22 protein-coding genes and 1 other RNA gene are annotated in these 24,137 nt (G+C 55.0%); 7 read left to right on the forward strand and 16 right to left on the reverse strand.

Annotated elements, in window-relative coordinates; translation table 11 throughout:
* Positions 1 to 2: 2 nt before the first annotated feature.
* The 4 genes from gcvP to ubiI form a co-directional block, all read right to left on the reverse strand.
* Positions 3 to 2,882, reverse strand: coding sequence for an aminomethyl-transferring glycine dehydrogenase (gcvP, locus tag D9980_RS15245; RefSeq protein ID WP_121607753.1), 2,880 nt, complete (start codon positions 2,880 to 2,882; stop codon positions 3 to 5).
* 85 nt (positions 2,883 to 2,967) lie between these two features.
* The gene (gcvH, locus tag D9980_RS15250) at positions 2,968 to 3,354 is read right to left on the reverse strand and encodes a glycine cleavage system protein GcvH (protein WP_021806203.1); all 387 of its coding nucleotides are present in this window, start codon (positions 3,352 to 3,354) and stop codon (positions 2,968 to 2,970) included.
* A 29-nt stretch (positions 3,355 to 3,383) separates the two neighbouring features.
* Positions 3,384 to 4,481: a glycine cleavage system aminomethyltransferase GcvT gene (gene gcvT / locus D9980_RS15255; protein ID WP_121607754.1), complete on the reverse strand. Its 1,098-nt coding sequence runs from the start codon at positions 4,479 to 4,481 to the stop codon at positions 3,384 to 3,386.
* A 590-nt stretch (positions 4,482 to 5,071) separates the two neighbouring features.
* The gene (gene ubiI, locus D9980_RS15260; protein ID WP_121607755.1) at positions 5,072 to 6,274 is read right to left on the reverse strand and encodes an FAD-dependent 2-octaprenylphenol hydroxylase; all 1,203 of its coding nucleotides are present in this window, start codon (positions 6,272 to 6,274) and stop codon (positions 5,072 to 5,074) included.
* A gap of 178 nt (positions 6,275 to 6,452) precedes the next feature.
* Here ubiI and D9980_RS15265 point away from each other — a divergent pair, with 178 nt between their 5' ends.
* Entirely contained in the window at positions 6,453 to 6,641 is a 189-nt protein-coding gene (locus D9980_RS15265) for a hypothetical protein (RefSeq protein WP_121607756.1), read from the forward strand.
* 82 nt (positions 6,642 to 6,723) lie between these two features.
* Here D9980_RS15265 and ubiH read toward each other — a convergent pair whose 3' ends face one another.
* From ubiH to D9980_RS15280, 3 genes are all read right to left on the reverse strand, one after another.
* Entirely contained in the window at positions 6,724 to 7,902 is a 1,179-nt protein-coding gene (ubiH, locus tag D9980_RS15270) for a 2-octaprenyl-6-methoxyphenyl hydroxylase (RefSeq protein WP_121607757.1), read from the reverse strand.
* A 1-nt stretch (position 7,903) separates the two neighbouring features.
* Positions 7,904 to 9,217: a Xaa-Pro aminopeptidase gene (gene pepP, locus D9980_RS15275; RefSeq protein WP_121607758.1), complete on the reverse strand. Its 1,314-nt coding sequence runs from the start codon at positions 9,215 to 9,217 to the stop codon at positions 7,904 to 7,906.
* A gap of 90 nt (positions 9,218 to 9,307) precedes the next feature.
* Positions 9,308 to 9,886: a YecA family protein gene (locus D9980_RS15280; protein ID WP_024486381.1), complete on the reverse strand. Its 579-nt coding sequence runs from the start codon at positions 9,884 to 9,886 to the stop codon at positions 9,308 to 9,310.
* 295 nt (positions 9,887 to 10,181) lie between these two features.
* Here D9980_RS15280 and zapA point away from each other — a divergent pair, with 295 nt between their 5' ends.
* The 3 genes from zapA to D9980_RS15295 all read left to right on the forward strand — a co-directional run bounded on the left by zapA (position 10,182) and on the right by D9980_RS15295 (position 11,397).
* Positions 10,182 to 10,511, forward strand: coding sequence for a cell division protein ZapA (gene zapA, locus D9980_RS15285; protein WP_021179791.1), 330 nt, complete (start codon positions 10,182 to 10,184; stop codon positions 10,509 to 10,511).
* 41 nt (positions 10,512 to 10,552) lie between these two features.
* A non-coding RNA gene (gene ssrS / locus D9980_RS15290) (6S RNA) lies at positions 10,553 to 10,736 on the forward strand.
* A gap of 52 nt (positions 10,737 to 10,788) precedes the next feature.
* Positions 10,789 to 11,397, forward strand: a complete 609-nt coding sequence (locus D9980_RS15295; RefSeq protein WP_024486382.1) for a 5-formyltetrahydrofolate cyclo-ligase — start codon at positions 10,789 to 10,791, stop codon at positions 11,395 to 11,397.
* 74 nt (positions 11,398 to 11,471) lie between these two features.
* On the opposite strand, the gene serA is transcribed toward D9980_RS15295, so the two are convergent.
* Together serA and rpiA are read right to left on the reverse strand one after the other, a co-directional pair.
* A complete protein-coding gene (serA, locus tag D9980_RS15300; RefSeq protein ID WP_024486383.1) occupies positions 11,472 to 12,710 on the reverse strand; it encodes a phosphoglycerate dehydrogenase in 1,239 nt (412 codons plus the stop codon).
* Between the two features lie 419 nt (positions 12,711 to 13,129).
* Positions 13,130 to 13,789 (reverse strand): ribose-5-phosphate isomerase RpiA, encoded by a 660-nt coding sequence (rpiA, locus tag D9980_RS15305; RefSeq protein WP_024485684.1) that lies wholly within the window; start codon positions 13,787 to 13,789, stop codon positions 13,130 to 13,132.
* Between the two features lie 215 nt (positions 13,790 to 14,004).
* On the opposite strand from rpiA, the gene D9980_RS15310 reads away from it, so the two are divergent.
* Positions 14,005 to 14,898: a LysR family transcriptional regulator ArgP gene (locus tag D9980_RS15310; RefSeq protein WP_021179788.1), complete on the forward strand. Its 894-nt coding sequence runs from the start codon at positions 14,005 to 14,007 to the stop codon at positions 14,896 to 14,898.
* 37 nt (positions 14,899 to 14,935) lie between these two features.
* Here D9980_RS15310 and D9980_RS15315 read toward each other — a convergent pair whose 3' ends face one another.
* From D9980_RS15315 to D9980_RS15325, 3 genes are all read right to left on the reverse strand, one after another.
* Positions 14,936 to 15,667, reverse strand: coding sequence for an oxidative stress defense protein (locus tag D9980_RS15315; RefSeq protein WP_021806211.1), 732 nt, complete (start codon positions 15,665 to 15,667; stop codon positions 14,936 to 14,938).
* 144 nt (positions 15,668 to 15,811) lie between these two features.
* On the reverse strand, positions 15,812 to 16,435 hold the full coding sequence (gene argO / locus D9980_RS15320; protein ID WP_024485683.1) for an arginine exporter ArgO: 624 nt from the start codon (positions 16,433 to 16,435) through the stop codon (positions 15,812 to 15,814).
* 124 nt (positions 16,436 to 16,559) lie between these two features.
* On the reverse strand, positions 16,560 to 17,066 hold the full coding sequence (locus tag D9980_RS15325; RefSeq protein ID WP_021806214.1) for an Rrf2 family transcriptional regulator: 507 nt from the start codon (positions 17,064 to 17,066) through the stop codon (positions 16,560 to 16,562).
* A gap of 230 nt (positions 17,067 to 17,296) precedes the next feature.
* Between D9980_RS15325 and D9980_RS15330 the strand changes: the two genes are divergently transcribed.
* A complete protein-coding gene (locus tag D9980_RS15330) occupies positions 17,297 to 18,496 on the forward strand; it encodes an NAD(P)/FAD-dependent oxidoreductase (RefSeq protein ID WP_121607759.1) in 1,200 nt (399 codons plus the stop codon).
* A 44-nt stretch (positions 18,497 to 18,540) separates the two neighbouring features.
* On the opposite strand, the gene mscS (D9980_RS15335) is transcribed toward D9980_RS15330, so the two are convergent.
* Complete coding sequence (gene mscS / locus D9980_RS15335; protein ID WP_121607760.1) at positions 18,541 to 19,407, reverse strand: small-conductance mechanosensitive channel MscS; 867 nt, start codon at positions 19,405 to 19,407, stop codon at positions 18,541 to 18,543.
* Positions 19,408 to 19,744: 337 nt separating this feature from the next.
* Complete coding sequence (gene mscS / locus D9980_RS15340; protein ID WP_121607761.1) at positions 19,745 to 20,611, reverse strand: small-conductance mechanosensitive channel MscS; 867 nt, start codon at positions 20,609 to 20,611, stop codon at positions 19,745 to 19,747.
* A 248-nt stretch (positions 20,612 to 20,859) separates the two neighbouring features.
* Between mscS (D9980_RS15340) and D9980_RS15345 the strand changes: the two genes are divergently transcribed.
* Positions 20,860 to 21,528 carry a DUF1345 domain-containing protein gene (locus D9980_RS15345; protein WP_121609033.1) on the forward strand — a complete coding sequence of 223 codons (669 nt, stop codon included), beginning with the start codon at positions 20,860 to 20,862 and terminating at the stop codon, positions 21,526 to 21,528.
* 173 nt (positions 21,529 to 21,701) lie between these two features.
* Here D9980_RS15345 and fbaA read toward each other — a convergent pair whose 3' ends face one another.
* Both fbaA and pgk read right to left on the reverse strand, forming a co-directional pair.
* Positions 21,702 to 22,781 carry a class II fructose-bisphosphate aldolase gene (gene fbaA, locus D9980_RS15350; protein ID WP_021179781.1) on the reverse strand — a complete coding sequence of 360 codons (1,080 nt, stop codon included), beginning with the start codon at positions 22,779 to 22,781 and terminating at the stop codon, positions 21,702 to 21,704.
* A 155-nt stretch (positions 22,782 to 22,936) separates the two neighbouring features.
* Positions 22,937 to 24,100, reverse strand: a complete 1,164-nt coding sequence (gene pgk, locus D9980_RS15355; protein WP_024485678.1) for a phosphoglycerate kinase — start codon at positions 24,098 to 24,100, stop codon at positions 22,937 to 22,939.
* Positions 24,101 to 24,137 lie beyond the last annotated feature (37 nt).

Here is a 24,137-nt window from a genome sequence, read left to right on the forward strand (position 1 = left end):
TGTTATTCGTAGTCGCTCATCGGTACGCAAGAGCAGAACAGATTACGATCGCCGTAAACATCATCCAGGCGCTTCACGCTCGGCCAGTATTTATTCTCACGTACGCCAGCTATCGGGAATACCGCCAGCTCGCGGCTGTAAGCATGCTGCCAGTCGTTAACCAGTTCCGCCTGCACGTGCGGTGCGTTAACCAATGGGTTGTCTTCCAGTGGCCATTCGCCTTGCTGCACGCGGTCAATCTCACTGCGGATAGCCAGCATCGCATCGATAAAGCGATCCAGTTCCACTTTGTTTTCCGACTCGGTCGGTTCAACCATCAGCGTGCCTGCTACCGGGAATGACATGGTCGGCGCATGGAAACCGTAGTCGATCAGGCGCTTGGCGATATCCATCTCGCTAATGCCGGTCTCTTCTTTCAGCGGACGAATATCCAGAATACATTCGTGCGCCACGCGGTGATCGCGGCCGGTATACAGCACCGGATAAGCGTCTTTCAGACGAGTGGCGATGTAGTTGGCATTCAGGATCGCCACCTGGCTGGCCTGCTTCAGCCCTTCCGCGCCCATCATGCGGATATACATCCAGCTGATAGGTAAGATAGAGGCGCTGCCGAACGGTGCGGCAGAAACCGCGCCCTGCTGGGTGGTAACGCCATCAATCTGCACCACGCTGTGGCCTGGTACGAAAGGTGCCAGATGAGACTTCACGCCGATAGGTCCCATGCCTGGGCCGCCACCGCCGTGAGGGATACAGAAGGTTTTATGCAGGTTGAGGTGCGATACGTCCGCGCCGATATAGCCCGGCGTGGTGATCCCCACCTGCGCGTTCATGTTGGCACCGTCCAGGTAAACCTGGCCGCCAAACTGATGCACGATCTGGCACACTTCGCGGATGGTTTCTTCATACACGCCGTGGGTTGACGGGTAGGTCACCATGATGCACGACAGGGCTTCCCCGGCCTGCTCGGCTTTCACCCGCAGATCGTGCAGATCGATGTTGCCGTTCTTGTCACAGGCCACGACCACCACGCCCATGCCCGCCATCTGGGCAGAAGCCGGGTTGGTACCGTGCGCCGAGCTTGGGATCAGGCAGATATTACGCCCAGCCTCATTGCGGCTTTCATGGTAGCGACGGATCGCCAGCAGACCGGCATATTCGCCCTGCGCGCCCGAGTTAGGCTGCATGCACACCGCATCGTAACCGGTCAGTTGCACCAACCATTGTGAAAGCTGCCCAATCATCACTTGATAACCTGCGGCCTGCTCCGGTGGGCAGAACGGGTGCAGTTCAGAGAATTCAGGCCAGGTGATCGGGATCATTTCCGCAGCGGCGTTCAGCTTCATGGTGCAGGAGCCCAGCGGGATCATCGCCTGGTTCAACGCCAGATCTTTACGCTCAAGACGGTGCATATAACGCATCATCTCGGTTTCGCTGTGATAGCGGTTAAATACCGGATGCGTGAGGATCGGATCTTTACGCAGCATTACCGCCGGGATCGACTGGCTGTTTTTGCTCACGACGGCATCCAGCGCATCGATATCCAAACCGTGGTTATCGCCGACCAACAGGGCAAACAGCGTCTGCACATCTTCACGGGAAGTCGCTTCATCCAGGGTGATGCCTACTGCCCCATGGATATCGGTACGCAGGTTGATGCCAAAGCCCAGCGCGCGTTCCAGCACCGCCGCCTTGTCTTTCACTTCCACGGTCAGCGTGTCGAACCAGGTTTGATGGCGCAGTGTCAGGCCCGCTTGTTGCAGGCCAGCGGCCAGAATATCGGTCAGGCGATGGATACGCCCGGCAATACGTTGCAGGCCTTGTGGACCATGGTACACCGCATACAGGCTGGCGATATTGGCCAGCAGCACCTGCGAGGTACAGATATTCGAGTTGGCCTTTTCGCGGCGGATATGTTGCTCACGAGTTTGCATCGCCATGCGTAGCGCGGTATTGCCGGCAGCATCGCGGGACACCCCGATAATACGGCCAGGCATCGCGCGTTTGAATTCGTCACGGCAGGCGAAGAACGCCGCGTGTGGGCCACCGTAGCCCATTGGTACGCCAAAGCGTTGCGCAGAACCGAATACCACGTCGGCTCCTTGCTTGCCCGGTGCCGTCAGCAGCACCAGCGCCATGATATCGGCTGCCACGCTGGTGATGATTTTACGCGTTTTCAGCTCTGCCAACAGGGCGCTGTAATCGTGCAGTTCACCAGTGGTGCCAACCTGTTGCAGCAGTACGCCAAACACGCCTTGCAGCTCCAACACCTTCGCCGGTTTGTCGACGATCACGTCAAAGCCAAAGGTTTCGGCACGGGTACGGACCACGTCCAGCGTTTGTGGGTGCACATCGTCAGCCACAAAGAAGCGGTTGGCGTCTTTCAGTTTGCTGGCACGTTTGGCCAACGCCATCGCTTCTGCGGCAGCGGTAGCTTCATCCAGCAAGGAGGCAGAGGCCAGATCCAGCCCGGTCAGATCGAGAGTCAGCGTCTGGAAGTTGAGCAGCGCCTCAAGGCGGCCTTGCGACACTTCCGGCTGATAAGGGGTATAAGCGGTATACCAGCCTGGGTTTTCCAGCATGTTGCGCAGGATCACCGGCGGCGTCAGCACCGCGCTGTAGCCCATACCGATATAGGATTTGTAGCGCTGATTCTGTGAGGCAATCGCCTTCAGTTCGGCCAGCGCCTGATGTTCCGTGGCCGCATCGCCTACCGGCGGAGGCCCTGGCAGTTGGATATCGGCTGGCACAATCTGTTGGATCAGCGCGCTGAGCGAGCGAGCGCCCACGGCTTCCAGCATCTGCTGCTGTTGCTCTGCGGAAGAGCCGATGTGGCGCTCGATGAACGCTTCGCTGTGTTCAAGTTGGCTGAGTGTCTGAGTCATTGCTACAAATTCCTGAATGCTTGCGGGGTACGGGATATAGCCTGAACTGCAAAACGCCCCACAGGTAGGTGGGGCGTGATAGTGATTATTCGTCGATGGAGGCCTGGTAAGCACCCGCATCTAGCAGCTTGTCTAGCTCTGCCGCATCGGATGCCTTGATGCGGAACAGCCAACCTTCGCCGTATGGCTCGCTGTTGACCAGCTCCGGGGAGCTTTCCAGTTCGCCGTTAACCGCGATGATCTCACCGCTGATTGGCGCGTAAATATCGGAAGCGGCCTTGACCGACTCCGCAACGGCACAGTCATCGCCCGCGGAAACCGTGGTGCCGACTTCCGGCAGATCGACAAAGACCATATCGCCCAGCAGTTCCTGCGCGTGTTCGGTGATACCGACAACATATTCACCGTTGCCTGCGTCACGCACCCACTCATGGGAGGTGGCGTATTTCAATTCTGTTGGCACATTGCTCATTGGCCTGCTACTCCTTCGAAGAATAAAAACTAATTGATCAGTGACTTACCGGCACGTACAAAACCTGGCTTACAGACTTTCACTGGCATTTCACGGTTACGGATCTGTACGATAGCCTGCTCACCGATACCGGCCGGAACCCTTGCCAACGCAATGCTGAAGCCCAAGGTTGGCGAGAAAGAACCGCTGGTGATCACCCCAACCTGGGGTTGACCGTTCGCATCGGTGAAATGCACCGGCAGCTCATTACGTAATACGCCTTTTTCCGTCATGATCAAGCCGACCAGTTGTTCGGTGCCATTTTCACGCTGCTGTTCCAACGCTTCACGGCCGATAAACTGACGATCCTGCGGTTCCCAGGCAACGGTCCAGCCCATATTGGCAGCCAGTGGTGAAACGCCTTCGTCCATTTCCTGGCCGTAGAGGTTCATACCGGCTTCCAGGCGCAGGGTGTCGCGGGCACCCAGTCCGGCAGGTTTGACCCCAGCGGCCAGCAGTTTCTGCCAGAAATCCACCACCTGCTCTTTTGGCAGGGCAATTTCATAGCCCGCTTCGCCGGTATAGCCGGTGGTAGCAATAAACAGGTCACCCGCCTGCACGCCGAAGAACGGCTTCATGCCTTCCACAGCCTGCTTCTGTTCTGGGGTAAATAAGGTGGCGGCGCGCTCTTTGGCCTGTGGACCTTGCACCGCAACCAGCGCCAGATCGTCACGCACCGTCAGCTCAACGTTGTACGGAGCCGCATGCTGTTCGATCCAGGCCAGATCCTTTTCGCGGGTGGCGGAGTTCACCACCAGGCGGAAATAGTCTTCGGTAAAGAAATAGACGATCAGATCGTCGATCACGCCGCCGGACGCATTCAGCATGCCGGTATACAGCGCTTTACCAGATTGAGTGAGTTTGGCGACATCGTTCGCCAACAGGTAACGCAGGAATTCACGGGTACGAGCACCGCGCAGATCCACGATGGTCATATGGGAGACATCGAACATGCCGGCATCCTGACGCACGGCGTGGTGTTCATCAATCTGGGAGCCATAGTGCAGCGGCATCATCCAGCCATGAAAATCAACCATGCGCGCACCGCACGCCACGTGCTGGTCGTACAGTGGGGTTTGCTTTGCCATCTTTTCCCTCTTTCCACTCAAGTAGCCGAAGACAGGGTGTTATTACGCAATAAGGCGGGTGTAGCTCGCGGGCCTGATTGCGCGAAACACGCTGGCTGCTCAACACAAATTGCCTCGCCAATGGTCAACGACGCAAACGATACCTTTGCCCTGACGTTAACACCGAACGCCCCTATTAACCATAAGTTAAAATAGGCTCGACCGGGTTCAGGGTCGGTAAAATGCCGCGTTAGTTTGCAGAGTTTTTCACTGGAAAAATGCGCTTTGAGGCACAAAATTAACAATTAAAGCGGCAAAAATCCGAAGTTATATAACAAACAGAGGCTGGGATAGAGAATTTCGGTTTTTGATAACCGACCATGGAATTAGAAAAAGTAATGAGAAATTCTGCCTGAAATTAGAATTTCTCAAACGAAGGGAGGTATAAGGGAAATCGATGACGGGTAAACATGCAGATTAGCGGGCGCGGCATGTGGCCCCCCCTACGACGTAGTGAATCGGTCAAGTTTTTGCCGCAACGCCATGGTTGCTGAAGTATTCGGCCGTAGGGGCGCGCCGCATGCTGCGCCCGTTTGACAGCTACACTGGTTTTAGGCGAGCCAGTCCGGCAGATCGTTAAGCCCCATGGCCTGCCGCACCAGTTTCGGCTTCACGCCCGGCAGGCTGTCGGCCAACCTTAAGCCCACGTCACGCAGCAGCTTCTTCGCCGGGTTATGGCCTGCAAACAGTTCGCGGAACCCTTGCATGCTCGCCAGCATCACTGCGGCACCGTGCTTGCGGCGGCGCTCATAACGGCGCAGATACAGATGTTGGCCGATATCCTTGCCCTGGCGTTGCAGGCGCTTCAGCTCGGATATCAGCTCGGCGGCGTCCATAAAGCCCAGGTTCACGCCCTGCCCGGCCAGCGGATGCACGGTGTGTGCCGCATCCCCCACCAGCGCCAGACGATGGGCGGCAAAGCTGCGGGCGTATCGCCCGGTAAGCGGGAAGGTCAGCCGCTCGCTTTCGAGCTGGCAGTTACCCAAACGCATATCGAAGGTCATTGCCAGTTCCCGGTTAAAGGCTTCCGGTTCCAGCTGTTGCAGCCGTTCAGCTTCTTCTGGCGCAACCGACCAGACGATCGAACTCAAATGCGGATCGCTAAACGGCAGGAAGGCCAGGATCCCTTCGCCATGAAACACCTGGCGGGCCGTGGCCAAATGGGGCTCTTCGGTGCGAATGGTGGCCACCAGCGCGCTGTGGCGGTAGTCCCAGAAGGTCAACGGGATATCGGCGTGCTGGCGCAGCCAGGAGTTGGCTCCGTCGGCCCCGATCATCAGTCGGGCGGTTAACATGCGGCCATCTTCCAACGTGACGAAGGCGTCGTTTTCCCCCCATGCCACCTGTTTCAGCGCGGCCGGAGCGAGCAGTGTCACATCGGCCAAGGTGGCCGCCTTGTGCCACAGCGCCTGCTGGATCACCTCGTTTTCAATGATATGGCCGAGATGGCTGAAACCACATTCGTCGCCGCGAAACGCGATCTTACCGAAGCTGTCACGATCCCAGACTTCCATCGCGTTATACGGGCTGGCGCGCAGGTTGCGAATCTCATCCCACACGCCAATGCTTTGCAGCAAGCGCTCGCTGGCGGCGTTAATGGCAGATACGCGCAACGCGGGTTGTTCTGGCAACGGCGATAGTTCCGGCTGCCGTTGTTCCAGCACCGCGACGCGCAGGCCACTTCCCTGCAAGCCGCAGGCCAGTGCCAATCCCACCATACCGCCACCGGCGATAATCACATCAAATGATTGCATGCTGCTTGAGTTCCTTAAATTTGCCCCTCACCCCAACCCTCTCCCACAGGGAGAGGGAGCTGATTTGGTGACTTTTATCAAAATATTGCCCCACTTCGGCAAGGCAGGTAGGGCAAAAATTAGTGTTCATCCCAACGTCGGCCTAACTCTATCCCACTAGGGAGAGGGAGCTGATTTAGTGACTTTTATCAAAATATTGCCCCACTTCGGCAAGGCAGGTAGGGCAAAAATTAGTGTTCATCCCAACTTCGGCCTCACTCTATCCCACAAGGGAGAGGGAGCTGATTTGGCGACTTTTATCAAAATATTGCCCCACATCGGCAAGGTGGTAGGGCAAAAATTAGTGTTCATCCCAACTTCGGCCTAACTCTATCCCACCGGGAGAGGGAGTTGGTACGGTGACAACAGTCAACATTCTGACCGACTTCAGCACATAGCTAAGGGAAAAATTAGCGTTCAACCCAACCTAACGTGCGTTTGGCAAAGGCATCGCGCATGGCCGGTAGCTGCTCCATTGCCATCAGCCCCAGATTACGCCCGGCGACCAGCGGCGCGTAGCTATTGGCAAACAGGCGGATCAAACCGTCGGTGACGCCAATAGTCGCCTGCTGATCCTGTTGCCGACGTTGCTGATACTGGCCCAATAACGCATAGGCACCCAAATCGGTGCCAGCCTGCGCGGCTTCTGCCAAGGTTTCCGCCAGCGACATCACGTCTCGCAAACCCAGATTGAATCCCTGCCCGGCGATCGGATGCAGCGTCTGCGCCGCGTTGCCAACCAGCGCCAGACGGTGGCTAACGTGCTGATTGGCCTTCAGCAGGCTAAGAGGGTAACTGTGGCGCTTACCCGCCTTCAGTATCTTACCCAGCCGCCAGCCGAAGGCCTGTTGCAGCTCACTGAGAAAACGCTCATCACTCCAGCTATCGACCTGCTGACGATTTTCCCGTGCATGGCACCAAACCAACGAGCTACGCCCACCAGACATCGGCAACAGCGCCAACGGCCCATAGCGGGTGAAACGTTCGAACGCCCGCCCTTGCGGAGCCTCGGCCGTCGAAACGTTGGCAATGGTGGCAAACTGCGGGTAATCACTCTGCTGCCACTGGATATTGCAGACCTGCGCCAGCGCCGAACGTGAACCGTCCGCCGCCACCAGCAACTGGCCCGTCAGGCGCTGCCCGTTATCCAACTGCACTTCAGCACGATCGGCGGTGCGCAGCACGTCGACCACTTTGGCCGGACAATGCAGAGTGACCCCAGGGGCCTTCGCCAGCAGAGCAAACAACCGCTGCCCAGCGTCGTGCAGTTCAATCACCTGCCCCAACGCCTCCACCTGATAGTCTTGCGCGTGCAGGTTCACAAAACCGGCATGCCCGCGATCGCTGACGTGGACGTGTGTGATCGCCGTGGCACAGTCCCGCAAGGCAGCCCAAACGCTGATACGCGCCAGCTGTTGGCAGGTTCCCTGCGCCAGAGCGATAGCCCGTGCATCAAAGCCTGGATGCGCACGATCGTCCGGCCGGGTGGCCTCCACCAGATCGACGGCCACCTTGCCCTGCGTCAGTGATGAAATCGCCAGCGCCAACGTAGCGCCCGCCATCCCACCACCCACAATGATTACGCTCATGTTATCTGGCCGCCACCATCAGGGCTTCAATCGCGTCGGCATCCTTCACCACGCTGGCGGTCAAATTCTCATTGCCGTCTTGGGTGATCAGGATGTCATCTTCGATGCGAATACCGATACCGCGATACTCCTGCGGCACATCGGCATCCGGTGCGATATACAGGCCAGGTTCTACCGTCAACACCATGCCAGGCTCCAGCACGCGATCGCGGCTCGCTGAGCCATAGTGGCCCACGTCATGCACATCCAGCCCCAACCAATGGCTCAGGCCGTGCATAAAGAACTGGCGGTGTGCCTGCTCGGCAAACAGCTGTTCCACGTCGCCCTTCATCACGCCCAGCTCAACCAACCCGGCGATCATGATGCGCACGACCTGATCGTTCACTTCGCGAATGCTGATCCCCGGTTTAAACATTTCCAGCGCCTTGTTGATCGACGCCAGCACGATGTCATATACCTCACGCTGCGGCTTGCTGAACTTGCCGTTGACCGGGAAAGTACGGGTGATATCGCCAGCATAACCACGATATTCACAACCGGCATCAATCAGCACCAAATCGCCGTCACGCATTTCACACTCGTTCTCGGTGTAGTGCAGGATGCAGCCATTTTCTCCGCTGCCGACGATGGTGTTGTAAGACGGGAAACGGGCACCCAAGCGATTAAACTCGTGCAGGATCTCCCCTTCTAGCTGATATTCGAACATGCCCGGGCGGCACTTTTCCATTGCACGAGTATGTGCCATGGCGCTGATCTCACCGGCGCGGCGCATAACAGCAACTTCTTCTGCTGATTTGAACAGGCGCATGTCATGTAGCCACGGACGGTAATCCGTCAGGGTTGCAGGAGCTTCCAGATTCTGACGGAAGCCTTTACGCAGTTTATCCAGCGCGCCGAACAGGATTTCATCGGCATAGGCATATTGCCCCTGCGCGTGATATACCACGTCCAGGCCGTTGAGCAGCAGGTGCAGTTGATCGTTGATTTCGTCGAAGGCCAGCGCGCGGTCTACCCCCAGCTTGGCCGGAGCCGCGTCTTGCCCCAAACGGCGGCCAAACCAGATTTCTGCCGTCAGATCGCGTACGCGGTTGAACAGCACGCTGTGGTTATGAGTTTCATCACTCTTCACCAGGATCAGCACCGCTTCCGGCTCGTTGAAACCGGTCAGATACCAGAAATCACTGTTCTGACGATAAGGATATTCAGAGTCTGCACTACGCGTCGCTTCCGGTGCGGCAAAAATCACTGCCGCGCTGGCCGGAGCCATCTGTGCCAACAAAGCCTGACGGCGTTTATGAAATTCCTGCTGGGTCATCACATCTCCTGAAATCGGTTTATGCCACCTACTGAACGCGGTCAGTAGGGGTTATCAGCGCCCTCGGCCAACGGACGTGGGATCCGCCGGTCAGTGCAACGTTGGCCTTTTATTTTCCGGGGCCGTCGGTTTCTGGCGGGTAAATTCAGTATGGCAAAGCAGCGCAGCAACGCGCACGTACTCCACCACTTCTTCCAGCGACTGTTCCAGTTCCTCCTGGTCTTCGCCTTCGTCATAACCCAGTTGAGCGATATTACGCAGATCGTCGATCGCCTCGCCCACTTCATCTTTCACCTGCGCCAGCTTCGGCTGCATCATGCCCAGCCCCAACAGGAAGTGGTTTACCCAACCTGCCAAGGCATCCGCACGGTCAAACACGCTGACGGTTTCGCCTTCCGGCATCATCAGTTGGAACATGAATTCGTCATCTTCCAGCGTATCACGAGTGATTTCATGCAGCTGCTGTAACGGTTGGCTCAACGCCTGCGGGAAGGCAATGCCCTCGTTGGTCAGATCAAACACCAGCGTCTGCCAGCTGGCGTCACGGTTGCCGCCGCACAGCAGGCCACTGATCAAACCGTGCATCTCGGCTGCGGTCAAAGCAACCGCCTGCTGGTTAAGAGCCACGGTCAAAGATTGGTAACTTGGAAATGTATTCTGTATAGACATGCGCATTCGTCATCGTTGGCAGGATAAGTTCGTGTTATGCTACCACCAAGGTCCGTTGGTATACCAGTTGAGGCAACACCTCAGTGGCTAGTTATAATCAGCGCAGTCCGGGCAAACGTACGGTAAATACGCATTTTGCAACCGTTTTTTGTCTGGTAATGTTAGGCGCGGTAGATTACAACCAGGTACTGAAAAAGTGTTGAATCTTGGTACCCAGGTATATATAGTGACGCCCGCTTCGGCAGCCCGGCAATGGCTGACCGGTGCTGGCGCGAAATTTAGGCAGGAAGGTGGCATGTCTGCACAACCGGTAGATATTCAAATTTTTGGCCGCTCGTTAAGAGTCAATTGCCCGCCAGAACAACAAGATGCGTTGAACATGGCAGCAGAAGATCTTAACCAACGGTTGCAAGATCTTAAAGTTCGCACTAGAGTCACAAATACAGAGCAGCTCGTATTTATCGCAGCATTGAACGTCTGTCACGAACTTGCTCAAGAACGCTTGAAAACGCGTGACTATGCGGCCAATATGGAACAACGAATTCGTATGCTGCAACAGACCATTGAACAAGCACTGCTTGAACAGGGTCGCATCTCTGAACGTCAGGATGCACAATTCGAATAACTTAAGTTGCTGGAGTTGAAGGCTCCGGCAATGAGTGAAAAATTTCTCTGAGATGTTTGCCAGCGGGCCAGTCCCCTGAGCCGATATTTAGTACCAACAGAATGTGATGATCCACGATCGGTGTGCATGCTCGGCCCGTCCGAGAAGCCTTAAGATTGTGACAGCACGTTCACCTTGAACCATGGGTTCAAGGGTTACAGCCTGCGACGGCATCTCGGAGATCCCTTCACCTGCGTTTTCAGTGTGTTAACTCACCACTACTGGCGAATCTAACACTATGTCTTTGCAACCTCAGTTCGCTCAGCAACGCCAACTCATCCGTAACGAAATACGTCAACGACGCCGTGCCTTAACGCCCGCTCAACAGCATGATTTCGCCCAGCAAATGGCCAGCAATATTGCGCAGCATCCACGCATTCAGGCAGCCAGGTACATCGCGGCATTTCTCTCTTTTGATGGTGAACTAGATACTGGCCCGCTGATCGAGCAGCTGTGGCAACTGGGTAAACAGGTTTATCTGCCGGTTTTGCATCCGTTCAGCCCCGGTAACTTGCTGTTCCTGCATTACACCGCGCAAACATCACTGGTTAGCAACCGCTTCAACATTCTTGAGCCAGCGCTCGATGTCCGCCACGTCTTGCCGGTGTCGCTGTTGGATGTGGTATTGACACCGCTGGTCGCCTTCGATTCGGCAGGGCAACGTCTGGGGATGGGCGGCGGGTTTTACGATCGCACCTTACAAAACTGGCAGCACGCAGGCCCCTATCCGATGGGGATTGCGCACGATTGCCAACGGGTTAGCGCCTTGCCGGTGGAGCAATGGGATATCCCTCTGCCAGAAATTATTACCCCGTCACAAAGCTGGGCCTGGCCGCTCTCCACATAGCAAAAGGCCGGATTGCTCCGGCCTCAGATGGTTCGTCGTAGGGGCGCCGCATGCTGCGCCCGTTGTATGGCCAGTTAGAGCAACAGGCGGGCGCGGATAGTCCCTTCGATCGCTTTCATACGTTGCAACGCGGCATCCGCACGTTCGGTTTCCGCTTCGATATCGATAACCACGTAGCCGATTTCCGAGCTGGTCTGCAGATACTGGGCCGCGATGTTCACCCCTTCTTCGGCGAAGATCTGGTTAATCTGCGTCAGGATACCTGGGCGGTTTTCATGAATATGCAGCAAACGGCTGGCGTTCGGGCCATGAGCTGGCAGCGACACCTCTGGGAAGTTGACCGCAGACAGCGTTGAGCCGTTATCGGAATACTTCGCCAGCTTGCCAGCCACCTCATCACCGATGTTCTCCTGCGCTTCCTGGGTTGAACCGCCGATATGCGGCGTCAACAGCACGTTATCGAACTCGCACAGTGGAGAATTGAACGGATCGCTGTTGGTTGCCGGCTCTTCCGGGAACACGTCGATTGCCGCACCGGCCAGATGGTCGCTCGCCAAGGCGTTACACAGTGCCGGGATATCCACCACGGTGCCGCGTGAGGCGTTGATCAGGATCGCACCTGGCTTCATCAGCGCCAGCTCTTCGGTGCCGATCATGTTCTTGGTCGACAGCGTTTCCGGCACGTGCAGCGTGACCACGTCGCTCATATTGAGCAGATCGGACAGATGGCGCACCTGTTGGGCATTACCCAGCGGCAGCTTGTTCTCGATGTCGTAGAAGAACACCTTCATCCCCAGGCCTTCCGCCAGGATGCCGAGCTGAGTCCCGATATGGCCGTAGCCGATGATCCCCAGTTTCTTGCCCCGTGCTTCATACGAGCCCACGGCCAGTTTCTGCCACTGGCCACGGTGTGCCTTGGCGTTGGCCGTTGGGATCCCACGCAGCATCAACAGCAGCTCACCCAGCACCATTTCGGCCACGGATCGAGTATTGGAGAAAGGCGCGTTAAACACCGGAATGCCGCGTTTGGTCGCCGCTTTCAAATCAACCTGGTTGGTGCCGATACAGAAACAGCCCACCGCGACCAGCTTCTCTGCGGCCGCGAAGACTTCCTCGGACAGATGTGTGCGCGATCGGATACCTACGAAGTGTGCATCGCGGATCGATGCTTTCAGCGCTTCGGTGTCTAACGCACCTTTGTGATATTCGATGTTGCTATATCCGGCAGCACGCAGGTTATCTACGGTGCTCTGATGAACCCCTTCTACCAACAGGAACTTAATCCTGTCTTTCTCCAATGATACTTTTGCCATTTACCCGACCCTATAATCAGACTTCAGAAGCGGCTGTTTTCCCCTTTATACCCGCCATCCTTTAAACCACACGACGGGGATAGCTTTCAAATTGCCACCACACTGGCAGCAACCCAAAATCAACAGCACGTCCCTCCAACATAACAAAAATAACGCGCCCGGCAATACAAACGATTGCCTGCCCGTTAGCACAAGGCTCAGTGATGTCGATGCTTTCTGGTGGAAAATGCCATTGGGAAAGATTTAGGCAGAAGCTTAACGGAGGTTATTAACGGAATGTGACATATGTCACCAAATTCGTCGATTTTGAGAAAAGATATTTTAAGACAAGAATTATGACGGGCACGGTTAAAGGGCGCAGCATGCAGCGCCCCTACTTAGTGAACAGGCTGGGATTGCTCAACCTGTTAACGGCCAGATTATCTGACCACTTTTTTTACGCCATCCGGCGTGCCGACCAGTGCAACGTCCGCGCCACGGTTGGCAAACAGACCCACGGTAACCACACCAGCGATGCTGTTGATCTTATTTTCCAACGCGATAGCGTCAAGGATTTCCAGGTTGTGCACGTCCAGGATCACGTTGCCGTTATCGGTTAACACGTTCTGGCGGTATTCCGGCAGGCCGCCCAGTTTGACCAGCTCACGCGCTACGTAGGAGCGGGCCATCGGGATCACTTCTACCGGCAGCGGGAATTTACCCAGCACATCAACCTGCTTGGTGGAATCGACAATGCAGATAAACTGACGGGCAATGGCAGCAATGATCTTCTCGCGGGTCAACGCTGCGCCACCGCCTTTAATCATCTGCATGTGGCCGTTGATTTCATCGGCACCGTCCACGTAGATATCCAACGAATCCACTTCATTGCTATCAAAAACGTGGATCCCCAGGCTTTTCAGCTTGGCGGTCGACGCGTCTGAGCTGGATACCGCGCCTTCGATCTGGTGTTTGATCGAACCCAACGCATCGATAAAGTGAGCCGCAGTAGAGCCGGTGCCCACGCCCACGATAGTGCCAGGCTTCACGAATTCCAATGCTGCCCAGCCTACCGCTTTTTTCAGTTCATCCTGAGTCATGATGTCTCATTGCCTATATACGAAAACGTGTGCGTATTATAGGGTAAATCACTGACGGCAACTTAGGCTAAAACACACTTATTTAACCTGACGCACATTTCTGCCCTTCCCTACGGCGCCCGCGCTGAAAAGAGCGGCGGGATTTTTTCACCTGAGAAAGTGCAAAAATGTGGCATAGTGCCTGAATCAATTTACTAAAAGGGATCTTCTCTCCGATGAAACGCCCAGACTATAGAACGCTGCAAGCGCTGGACGCGGTGATCCGTGAGCGTGGCTTTGAGCGCGCGGCACAAAAACTTTGCATCACCCAATCGGCGGTATCCCAGCGCATCAAACAGTTGGAAAACCTGTTCGGCCAACCGCTACTGGTACGCACCGTGCCACCGCGCCCAACCGAGCAGGGTCAAAAACTGCTGGCCTTGCTGCATCAGGTCGAGCTGCTGGAAGAGGAGTGGTTAGGGAATGACAATGGGGTCGATACGCCGCTGTTGCTGTCACTGGCGGTCAACGCCGACAGCCTGGCAACCTGGCTGTTACCGGCGCTAAAACCGGTGCTGGCCGATTCTCCTGTGCGCCTGAATTTGCAGGTGGAAGACGAAACCCGCACGCAGGAACGTCTGCGCCGGGGGGAAGTGGTGGGTGCGGTGAGTATCCAGCCGCAGCCGCTGCCGAGCTGCCTGGTCGATCGGTTGGGCGCGCTGGACTATCTGTTTGTCGCCTCGAAAGCCTTTGCCGATCGCTATTTCCCTAATGGCGTGACCCGTTCTGCCCTGCTGAAGGCACCGGCGGTGGCTTTCGATCATCTCGATGATATGCATCAGGCGTTTTTACAGCAGAACTTCGATCTCTCGCCGGGCAGCGTTCCCTGCCATATCGTTAACTCGTCAGAGGCATTTGTTCAGTTGGCACGGCAAGGCACCACCTGCTGTATGATCCCGCATTTGCAGATTGAGAGAGAGCTGGCTAGCGGAGAACTGATCGACCTGACTCCGGGCCTGTTCCAGCGCCGTATGCTGTTCTGGCACCGCTTTGCACCGGAGAGCCGCATGATGCGTAAGGTCACCGATGCGCTGCTGTCTCACGGGCATCAGGTATTAAGGCAGGATTAAAGGCGCGGCATAACACCGCGCCATGGCAAGAGATTGCTTACTGCGCGGCGTTGGTTTTCAGCTCGAATACCACGTCCACCTGATCGTCAAAGTGGATACTTTGCTGTTCGTAAGTCTGAGCGGCATCGCTTTCCGGTGCCGCAGAAGCGGCCTTAAACATGCGTGCGACCGGCATCGGCTGGTAGTTGGCAACGTGATAGCGAATGCTGTACACCGGCCCCAGCTTGGCCTTAAAGCCCTGCGCCAACGAAGCGGCTTGCTGAGTGGCATTTTCAATCGCTTTCTGACGCGCTTGTTCGCGATAAACCTCTGGCTTGGCCACCCCAAGCTCAACCGCACGAATTTCGTTCAAACCCGATTTCAGCGCACCGTCCAACAGTTCGTTGAGTTTATCCAACTGGCGCAAGGTCACCTGCACCTGGCGCACGGCCTGGTAGCCTTTCAGCTGTGATTCACCGGTTTTCAGATAGTCATATTCTGGCTGGGTACGCAGGTTGGCCGCATTGATATCTTTCTTTTCAATGCCGTTTTTCTGCAGGAAGTCAAAATACTGCGCTACGCGTTCATCAACCTGTTTTTTCGCCTGGGCGGCATCTTTGGCAGAGACGCTGACTTCGATCGCCAGTGTGGCAATATCCGGGGTGGCGTCTACGCTGGCCGTGCCGGAAGTGACCACGTGCGGCCCTTCAGGTACTTCTGCTGCCTGCAGCGCCAGAGGTAACGTGCCTAATCCAATCATTGCGGCCATGGCCAATGCTTTAAGCTTCACAGTGTCTCCTTGAATGACTAAATGCTTGCCTTCAAAGCTAACACATCCTGCCGCCCTTGGAATTCGGATTAGTGACAAATATAAGGGCTGATCGGGCTGTAGGGTCGCCACATGCTGCGCCCGGCTCGCCCCTATGGCCGATTATTACCAATTAGCGGTTAGCCCATGCCAGGCCAATTGCAGTGCAATGACCCACATCACCAGCCCGACCAGAACGTTGATAATCCGTTGTGCCGTCAGGGTTTTCAACCATGGAGCCAGCCATGAGGCCAGTAATGCCAAGGCAAAGAACCAGACGACCGAAGCACTGACCGCGCCAAGGGCAAACCAGGAACGAATGTCTGGCGTCAGTTGCCCTCCCAGGCTGCCGAGCACCACAAAGGTATCGAGGTACACATGCGGGTTCAGCCAGGTGACAGCCAACATGGTCACCACAATGCGCCAGCGGTTTTGCTTCATCTCTTGCGCCGTAGCCAGTTCCAGATGTTGGCTAAACGCGGTGCGGAAAGCCCCCCAGCCGTACCACAACAGGAAAGCAACGCCGCCCCAGGTCACCAGCGCCAATAGCATAGGTGAACTGCTGAGCAAGGCGCTACCGCCAAAAATACCGGCGCAAATCAGAATGATATCGCTCAACGCACACAGCGAGGCGGTCATCAGATGATAATGGCGACGGATCCCCTGGTTCATCACAAACACGTTTTGTGGGCCAAGCGGCAGGATCATCGCGGCGCTCAAGGCAAAGCCTTGCAGATAGATGGCTAACATGGTGTTCCTTCTGGAAATATCAGCGCCGGGAATGCGGCGTGTGCTGTTCAACACGCGCATCATACGAAGAGAAAATTATTAGGGGAAATGGATATTTCTAATCAGGCATCAGTAATACTAATGCTCAATCGTTACGGCGATGATCGATCCACTCTTCAATCTGGATCGGGAAGACATCCGGCGCCTTTCTCAACATCCGCCGCACCAGGTCCAGCACGGTATGTTGCGATAGCGCCTCTTCCATACGTTGCTGGGCAATATTCATCACCTGGCGCACGCCGCAGATGCCTTCACAGGCCCAGTCGGGCGCAGGTTCATCAAAGACGGCCAAGCGTTGGCGGATTTCTTTGCAGTCGAAGATGGCCTTTTCACCGTCGATAGCCGCCACGATATCCAGCACGGTGATCTGATCGGCCGGTTTGGCCAGCCGGAAGCCACCGCCCTTACCCTCGCTGCTTTCAACCAACTTAGCCTTGGAAAACTTGGTGAATATCTTGGCCAGGTAGTCATAAGGCACGCCCTGCAATTCGGCGATTTCACGCACGCTCATCTCACGCCCTTCGCCTTTGCTATCGACCATACACATCAGGCTATGGATGCCATACTCCACCCCGGAACTGTAGAACGCCATGTTATCTCCGCGCGATTAATTCTGAGTTAGATAGTAATTTCTTCCCTTCAGCGATGCAATGCCAGCATGCAGTCACACCATAAAAATTTAAAATACAATAAAATTCAAATAATTAAACAAACCACACCCACGATTACTGGTAAAAGGCTTGATGATCTTAACTGCGATCAATATAGTCGTAGTTATGCGATTAAGCCAATTTACAGATGAAACAACAGCGGAGTGACTACATGAAACAACAAATTCTTATCCTGGGTGCCGGTTTTGCAGGGATGTGGGCGGCATTGAGCGCGGCACGATTAACCGATCTCCACGATCGTCACGATATCGAGATCACCGTGCTGTCCCCTCAGGCAGAGCTACGTGTTCGCCCCCGTTTCTATGAGTCAGAAGTGGAAAACTACGCCGCTCCGCTGCTGCCATTATTCGCAGTAACCGGGGTAAAATTTATCGCCGGGGTTGCCAGTGAGATTGATAACGCCAGCCAGCAGGTTTGGTACCACAACGAGCAGGACCAACTGACTGCCGTACGTTACGATCGCCTGATCATGGCGACCGGTAGCCATATCGCGCATACCTTGCCTGGAGCACAGCAGCACGCCTTCGACGTCGATCAAATGGAGAGTGCAGCCCGCCTGGAGCGGCATCTTGCTACATTGGCCGAGCAGCCTGATAGCGCCGCACGTAATACCGTCATCGTTTGTGGCGGCGGCTTTACCGGTATTGAGGTGGCCACCGAAATGCCATCACGCTTACGGGCGATCCTCGGTGATTCAGCTGCAATTCGTGTGATTGTCGTCGATCGCAGCCCGGTGGCGGGAGGCCGTTACAGCGAGCAACTGCGCGACGTAATTAGCCAAGCCTCGCTAGAGTTGGGCGTCGAGTGGCGGCTGAATAGCGAGATTAAGGCCATTGACGAGAGCGGGCTGACGCTGAAAAACGGCGAACATATCGCTTCCAGCACCGTGATTTTAACCGTGGGCGTACAGGCCAGCCCGTTAACCCGGCAAATCCCGGGTGAGCGCGATCCGCAAGGCAGGCTGCACGTCGATCAGCACTTAAAAGTGATAGGGCAGAACGCGGTTTATGCGACCGGCGATGTCGCCTTTGCCAGTACTGACGATCAAGGCAATCACGCCCTGATGACCTGCCAGCACGCCATTATGTTAGGGCGCTTTGTCGGCCATAACGTCGCCGCCGATCTGATCGGTATTGAACCCTTGCCCTACCGCCAGGTGAATTACGTTACCTGTCTGGATCTGGGGTCCTGGGGCGCGGTCTACAGCGAAGGTTGGGATCAGGTGGTGAAATTCACCAAAGAAGAGGGAAAGAAAATCAAAGTCTCCATTACCAACGAGTTGATCTATCCCCCGCTGGCAGAACGTGAAACGGCCTTTGCCGCCGCCGATCCGTTAGCTCCGTTTGTTTGATTGAAATCCGTTCCCTCACTACAAAGTGAGGGAACGTCAGATCATTACTCCGGCTGCTCTGCCGCTTTCGCGACATGGCGGACATGCACGTCCATCTGTGGGAATGGAATACCGATCTGGTGGGCATCCAGCTGACGCTTGAAGTTTTCCATCAGATCAAAGTACACGTTCCAGTACTCGGCATTGGTGGTCCAGGAGCGAGTCACAAAGTTCAGTGAAGAAGGGGCCATTTCATTGAGGCGAACCGTCACGCCTTTATCGTGCATGATGCGCTTATCTGCCGCGATCACATCACCCAACACTTTCTTCACCAGATCGATATCAGCGTCATAGGCCACACCGACCACGATATCCACGCGGCGGTTTGGCTCACGGGAGTAGTTGATGATATTGCCCGCGATGATTTTACCGTTCGGCACCACAATGGTTTTGTTATCAGCGGTACGCAGCGTAGTGGAGAAGATTTGCACCTGATCTACCGTACCTGAAACGCCACCCAGATCGACAAACTCCCCGGCCCGCAGCGGACGGAAAGCCACCAGCAGCACGCCAGCCGCAAAGTTGGACAAGGAGCCTTGCAGCGCCAAACCCACGGCCAGACCGGCCGCACCCAGAACGGCAATTACCGAGGTAGTCTGAACACCAACACGCCCCAGCACCGCAATAAAGGTAAACGCCAGGATGCTGTAACGTGCCATCGCAGCCAGGAAATCCGCCACGGTGGCATCGATGCCGCGCAGCTTCATCACACGGCTGAGCGCATTACTCACTACGCGAGCCACCACCGAACCAATAATGAAAATCACGATTGCGGCAACAATATTCACCGCATACTGGATCAGCATATCCTGATGATTGACTAGCCAACTGCTGGCATTGTTAATACCTTCTACTACGTTAAGTTCTTCCATTCTGACGTCCTACTTGAAATCCCCTAAGGGAGAAATGAGCAAAATATACTGACGAAACAATATCAGCAAGAAAACCACCGGCTAAGGGTAACCAACATTTTAACGTCGCGCCAACTGCCACAGGAAAAATCCTGCGCCACCGAAAAAAGTCGCTAGAAAGCTCTTAGATGCAGCGGAATATACAAATATACAGCGGAGTGCCAACGGGCGTTACTTTAACAAGGAGATGTTACGGCAATGCACAGAAATATCCTAAAAAAAATGCCAGTAACCTTAAGTCACCAGCATTCAATATCACGCGGGCATGTGTAAGCCATGCTACCGAGACAGGGTGCCATTATTCCGGTTGTTCGGGCGACTTCTCTACGTGGCGCACATGCACATCCATTTGCGGATAGGGAATGCCAATCTTGTGGGCATCTAACTGACGCTTAAAGTTTTCCATCAGGTCAAAATAGACGTTCCAATACTCCGCATTGGTGGTCCAGGAGCGAGTCACAAAATTCAGCGAAGACGGAGCCATTTCGTTTAAACGTACGGTGACCCCTTTGTCATGCATGATGCGCTTATCGCCCGCAATCACGTCACCCAGCACTTTTTTCACTACATCAATATCGGCGTCATAGGCCACTCCGACCACAATATCCACGCGGCGGTTGGGTTCACGGGAATAGTTGATGATATTGCCAGCGATGATTTTTCCATTGGGCACCATAATGATTTTGTTATCTGAAGTACGCAGAGTGGTAGAGAAAATATGCACCTGGTAGACCGTACCAGCCACACTCCCCAGATCGACATACTCACCTGTGCGCATCGGGCGAAACACCACTAACACTACCCCTGCGGCAAAGTTGGACAGTGATCCTTGTAGCGCCAAGCCAATCGCCAACCCAGCGGCCCCCAGCACCGCAATCAATGAGGTGGTCTGCACGCCCACACGCCCCAATACGGCAATGAAGGTGAAGACCAGAATGCTGTAACGCACCATCGCTGCCAAGAAGTCAGAAACGGTGACATCAATACCGCGCAGCCTCATTACACGAGTGAGCATATTGCTGACAACACGGGCGATGATCGAACCAATAATGAAAATAACAAGCGCGGTAACGATGTTAACCGCATAACGAATCAACAGATCCTGATGATCTATCAACCAACTGCCGGCATGATTAATGCCTTCTACAACGTTGAGATCTTCCATTCATGTATTCCTACTTTATTTCCCCCAAATAGCGGGAATAGGCGAAATAAACCGACACTTAATGCCGGTCAGAAAACCGCAGCTTAAGGGTATGCAACATTTCAACCCGACGCCAATCGCCATAGGAAAAAACTCCTTTGGTATAACCACATAGCAATTCCCTTTACTGGCACGTGAACAGCGCCAGCCAGGTCAACTATGATGAAACTAGCCATACTGGCAAAATTAACGACAAGGAACGCGCAGTGATCGACCTTCCCCTCTCAATCAAGCACTATTGGCAAGTACGCCCCAGATTATTGATTTCGGTAGGTGCTGGGCTTGTGTGTGTCGGGCTGCTTCCTACTCATCTGCCATGGCTGCAACGACTGATCGTTGGTTGGAACGTGATGGCCTGGATCTATTTATTGTGCCTTTGGCATCTGATGCTGGGCTGCACGCCACAACGTACCCGGCAATTGGCACGCAAGCAGGACGAAAGTGCCAGCCAGGTATTGGCGCTGGTCAGTTTGGGCTGCGTGGTGAGCATTCTGGCCATCCTGTTTGAATTGAGCACCGCCAAACAGGTCAGCGAGGCGTTGAAAACGCTGCATCTGGCCCTGACCGGCTCCACACTGGTGGTTTCCTGGCTGCTGCTACCCACGGCATTCACCATGCACTACGCCCATCTGTTTTACCGCCAGCGGGCCAATACGGAGGTGTTACCGCTATTGTTTCCCGGCAAGCTGACCGAGCCAAACTATTGGGACTTCGCTTATTTCTCCTTCACCATTGCCGTGGCGTCACAAACCGCAGACGTGGCCGTGGGCACCGCAGACGTGCGTAAAATCACCTTGCTGCAATCGGTGATCTCTTTTGTCTTCAATATCTTGATACTGGGATTGTCGATTAACGTCGGGGCGGGGTTATTGGGGTAGCTGATTAGGTGAACGGGCGCAGCATGCAGCGCCCCTACGGTCGAACATGCTCGCCACTACAAATACATTGTCACGAGTCTTACCCTGTAGGGGCGCCGCATGCTGCGCCCGCTTCATCATAAAAAAGGCTCCCGAGGGAGCCTTTTAGCGTCAATCTGTACGAAGGGACGCTATTACAGCACGTCTACCGCGTTCAGTTCTTTGAATGCCAGTTCCAGACGGGTGATCATGGAAGTCTGAGCAGCACGAGTCCATACGCGTGGATCGTAGTATTTCTTGTTCGGCTTGTCGGCACCTTCTGGGTTACCCAGTTGGCCCTGCAGATAGCCTTCGTTCTTTTTGTAGTAGTTCAGGATACCTTCCCAAGTTGCCCACTGGGTGTCGGTATCGATGTTCATTTTCACTACGCCGTAGCTGACCGCTTCTTTGATTTCTGCTGCGGTAGAACCTGAACCACCGTGGAACACGAAGTTCAACGCATTGTGCGGCAGGTTGTGTTTCTTGGAAACATAGTCCTGAGAATCACGCAGAATGGTTGGGGTCAGTTTCACGTTGCCTGGCTTGTAAACACCGTGCACGTTGCCGAAAGAGGCAGCGATGGTGAAGCGTGGGCTGATAGCGTTCAGTTTTTCGTACGCGTAATCAACGTCTTGTGGCTGAGTGTACAGGGAAGAAGCGTCCATGTGGCTGTTGTCTACGCCATCTTCTTCACCGCCGGTGCAGCCCAGTTCGATTTCCAGGGTCATACCGATCTTCGCCATGCGGGTCAGGTACTTGCTGCAAATTTCGATGTTTTCTTCCAGTGATTCTTCAGACAGGTCGATCATGTGTGAAGAGAACAGTGGCTTACCGGTCGCCGCGAAGTGCTTCTCACCCGCGTCCAACAGGCCGTCTAACCATGGCAGCAGTTTCTTCGCGCAGTGGTCGGTGTGCAGGATCACTGGCACGCCGTAATGTTCAGCCATCTGATGCACGTGGTGCGCGCCAGAGATTGCGCCCAGGATCGCAGCACCTTGTGGCACGTCAGTTTTGATGCCTTTACCCGCGATAAAGCCAGCACCGCCGTTAGAGAACTGAACGATTACTGGAGCACGCACCTTGGCTGCTGTTTCCAGCACTGCGTTGATGGAGTCGGTACCCACGCAGTTTACCGCTGGCAGCGCAAAGTTGTTCTCTTTGGCAACTGCGAAGACTTTCTGCACGTCATCACCTGTGATGACACCTGGTTTTACGAAATCAAAAATTTTAGACATTAGACGTTGTCCTGTTTCGTTGGCCGTATACCCGTCGTCTTGCAAGCTACAACCTGCAAGCTAGTGGTAGCGATGGATAAATAGCGATTTTTTACCCCCACAGCTCAGCTGGGGAGCATAAACAAACGGGCGGCTTGCGCCCCCCGTTATCTGAATTACTGCTTAGCGCGCTCTTCCAGCATTACTACTGCAGGCAGAGGTTTCCCTTCAACGAATTCCAGGAAGGCACCGCCGCCGGTAGAGATGTAGGAAATTTTGTCAGCGATACCGAACAGATCGATAGCTGCCAGGGTGTCGCCGCCGCCTGCAATGGAGAAGGCTTCGCTATCTGCGATAGCGCGTGCAACGATTTCGGTGCCACGACGGAAGTTAGGGAACTCGAATACGCCAACCGGGCCATTCCACAGAATGGTTTTGGCGTTCTTCAGGATAACGGCCAGACGCTCGGCAGAGACATCGCCCATATCCAGAATTTGCTCGTTGTCTTGGATCTCGTTGGCCTGCTTCACAGTGGCCACTGCGGTTTCAGAGAACTCGGTCGCTACGCGTACGTCGGTTGGCACCGGAATATCGCAGGTTTCCAACAGTTTTTGCGCGTTCGGGATCAGATCGGGTTCGTACAGGGACTGCCCCACGTTATTCCCTTGTGCCGCCACGAAGGTGTTAGCGATGCCGCCACCAACGATCAGCTGATCGGCGATCTTGGACAGAGAATCCAGCACGGTCAGTTTGGTAGACACTTTAGAACCACCAACGATAGCCACCATTGGGCGAGCCGGGTTACCCAGCGCTTTGCCCAGGGCTTCCAGTTCCGCAGACAGCAGCGGGCCTGCACAGGCAACCGGAGCAAATTTGCCCACGCCATGTGTAGAAGCCTGTGCACGGTGTGCGGTACCAAAGGCGTCCATCACATACACGTCGCACAGCGCAGCATATTTCTTGGACAGCACTTCGTCGTCTTTCTTCTCGCCTTTGTTGAAGCGAACGTTTTCCAGAACAACCAGTTCACCTTCTGCAACGTCAACGCCTTCCAGATAATCCTTCGCCAGACGGACTGGGGATTTCAGATGCTCTTTCAGGTAGTTGACCACTGGCAGCAGGGAGAACTCTTCGTTGTACTCGCCTTCGGTAGGACGACCCAGGTGGGAAGTTACCATCACGCGGGCGCCTTGTTTCAGCGCAGCTTCGATAGTTGGCAGGGAGGCACGGATACGCGCATCTGAAGTCACTTTGCCGTCTTTCACTGGTACGTTCAGATCGGAACGGATCAGAACGCGTTTACCCGCCAGATCCAGATCGGACATCTTAATTACAGACATGGTGAACCCTCTTTGTTGATTCTCTATAAAGTTGCCT

Source organism: Serratia sp. 3ACOL1, assembly GCF_003668775.1.
In the GTDB taxonomy this organism is placed as follows: Bacteria; Pseudomonadota; Gammaproteobacteria; order Enterobacterales; family Enterobacteriaceae; genus Chania; species Chania fonticola.

Bases quoted from the DNA above. Each gene is read 5' to 3' on its own strand.
- gcvP (WP_121607753.1), bottom strand. From the start codon at position 2,882: ATGACTCAGACACTCAGCCAACTTGAACACAGCGAAGCGTTCATCGAG.
- gcvH (WP_021806203.1), bottom strand. From the start codon at position 3,354: ATGAGCAATGTGCCAACAGAATTGAAATACGCCACCTCCCATGAGTGG.
- gcvT (WP_121607754.1), bottom strand. From the start codon at position 4,481: ATGGCAAAGCAAACCCCACTGTACGACCAGCACGTGGCGTGCGGTGCG.
- ubiI (WP_121607755.1), bottom strand. From the start codon at position 6,274: ATGCAATCATTTGATGTGATTATCGCCGGTGGCGGTATGGTGGGATTG.
- ubiH (WP_121607757.1), bottom strand. From the start codon at position 7,902: ATGAGCGTAATCATTGTGGGTGGTGGGATGGCGGGCGCTACGTTGGCG.
- pepP (WP_121607758.1), bottom strand. From the start codon at position 9,217: ATGACCCAGCAGGAATTTCATAAACGCCGTCAGGCTTTGTTGGCACAG.
- D9980_RS15280 (WP_024486381.1), bottom strand. From the start codon at position 9,886: ATGTCTATACAGAATACATTTCCAAGTTACCAATCTTTGACCGTGGCT.
- zapA (WP_021179791.1), top strand. From the start codon at position 10,182: ATGTCTGCACAACCGGTAGATATTCAAATTTTTGGCCGCTCGTTAAGA.
- D9980_RS15295 (WP_024486382.1), top strand. From the start codon at position 10,789: ATGTCTTTGCAACCTCAGTTCGCTCAGCAACGCCAACTCATCCGTAAC.
- serA (WP_024486383.1), bottom strand. From the start codon at position 12,710: ATGGCAAAAGTATCATTGGAGAAAGACAGGATTAAGTTCCTGTTGGTA.
- rpiA (WP_024485684.1), bottom strand. From the start codon at position 13,789: ATGACTCAGGATGAACTGAAAAAAGCGGTAGGCTGGGCAGCATTGGAA.
- D9980_RS15310 (WP_021179788.1), top strand. From the start codon at position 14,005: ATGAAACGCCCAGACTATAGAACGCTGCAAGCGCTGGACGCGGTGATC.
- argO (WP_024485683.1), bottom strand. From the start codon at position 16,435: ATGTTAGCCATCTATCTGCAAGGCTTTGCCTTGAGCGCCGCGATGATC.
- D9980_RS15325 (WP_021806214.1), bottom strand. From the start codon at position 17,066: ATGGCGTTCTACAGTTCCGGGGTGGAGTATGGCATCCATAGCCTGATG.
- D9980_RS15330 (WP_121607759.1), top strand. From the start codon at position 17,297: ATGAAACAACAAATTCTTATCCTGGGTGCCGGTTTTGCAGGGATGTGG.
- mscS (WP_121607760.1), bottom strand. From the start codon at position 19,407: ATGGAAGAACTTAACGTAGTAGAAGGTATTAACAATGCCAGCAGTTGG.
- mscS (WP_121607761.1), bottom strand. From the start codon at position 20,611: ATGGAAGATCTCAACGTTGTAGAAGGCATTAATCATGCCGGCAGTTGG.
- fbaA (WP_021179781.1), bottom strand. From the start codon at position 22,781: ATGTCTAAAATTTTTGATTTCGTAAAACCAGGTGTCATCACAGGTGAT.
- pgk (WP_024485678.1), bottom strand. From the start codon at position 24,100: ATGTCTGTAATTAAGATGTCCGATCTGGATCTGGCGGGTAAACGCGTT.